Source organism: Pseudoalteromonas sp. BZA4, assembly GCF_040104395.1.
GTDB lineage: Bacteria > Pseudomonadota > Gammaproteobacteria > Enterobacterales > Alteromonadaceae > Pseudoalteromonas.
The window spans coordinates 1-1229 of the sequence record NZ_JBECOT010000144.1 but is presented as its reverse complement, the minus strand read 5'-3'; the positions used below and the strand labels follow the sequence as shown (position 1 = coordinate 1229).

The window sequence follows — 1229 nt, the reverse complement described above, 5'->3', positions numbered from 1 at the left end:
CTGAACTGGTTTAATTGAGCAGGACACTTTAATAATGGACAATGATCTAATATTGAGGTGTTAAATGACAAAACGAAAAAACAAAACTTATACAACCGAATTTAAGCAAGAAGCAGTTGCTTTAGTGACTGAGCAAGGTTATTCAGTTTCAGAGGCCGCAGCTTCTTTAGGGATCACCACCAAACTTATTTATAACTGGAAAGCTAAACTCGAAGAGCAACAAGCAGGTAATTCGCTAAATGAAGATGAGCGTGCAGAGTTAAAGCGCCTAAGAAAAGAAAACAAAGATCTCAAAATGGAGAAAGAGATCTTAAAAAAGGCCAGCGCCTTCTTTGCGAGAGAAATGAAGTAAAGTATCAGTTCATCAAAGAAAATAGCCAAGCTTTTCGCGTTATAAAATTATGCTCAGCGATGAAGGTGAGTCGCTCAAGCTATTACGCATGGCTGGCGCGTCCAGCAAAGCTTATAACGGCAGAAGAGCTGCATCTTTATCGCAGAGCTAAAGCGCTGTTTAAACGCAGCAGAGAAAGCTTAGGCTACCGTGAGCTATGTAAGAACTTACGCAAAGAAGGTTTTAAAATAACACGCTTTAAAACCAGAAGGTTAATGGCGCAGCTCCATTTAGTGGTTAAACAACGAGTAGCTTATAAAGTAACAACTAAGCGTAAGCACTCTGATGCAGTTGCAGATAATTTGCTTAACCAGAACTTTAATCCGATAGCCCCCAATCAGATTTGGGCTGGCGACGTGACATACCTGAAAACTGGCGAAGGCTGGATGTACCTTGCTGTTGTAATGGATCTATATTCTCGTCGAATAGTTGGCTGGCATATTGATAAACGTATGACGACTGATTTAGTAATGAAAGCCATGATTAAGGCTTATAACTTGAGAAAACCAGCCAAAGGCTTGGTATTTCATTCTGATAGAGGGTCTCAGTATACGAGTAAGCGATATCGTAGCCTGTTAAAGCAGTTTGGTATGCGAGCAAGCATGGGTGATGTGGGGGCTTGTTGGGATAACGCTGTTGTTGAAAGGTTCTTTGGCAGCTTGAAACATGATTGGTTGTTAAAAGTGGCTCAGCCAACTCGTGAACACATGAAAAGTGATGTTACTGAATATATGAAATATTACAATCTGGAAAGGCTGCACTCAGCTAATAACGATCAGTCACCAGTAGAGTATGAAAATTCTTTAAGAAAAGTGTCCGGCTGGAGTTGACCAGAACA

General features: G+C 40.7%; 1 protein-coding gene. It reads left to right on the top strand.

Translation table 11 applies throughout. From position 1 onward, the window contains the following. The first annotated feature begins 64 nt into the window (after nt 1-64). Nucleotides 65-1221 (top strand): IS3 family transposase gene (locus tag ABMY41_RS21770; RefSeq protein WP_235374372.1). Its coding sequence is split into 2 segments (ribosomal slippage): nt 65-308 and nt 308-1221, totalling 1158 coding nucleotides; the frame shifts between segments, so codons are not numbered across the junction. Nucleotides 1222-1229 lie beyond the last annotated feature (8 nt).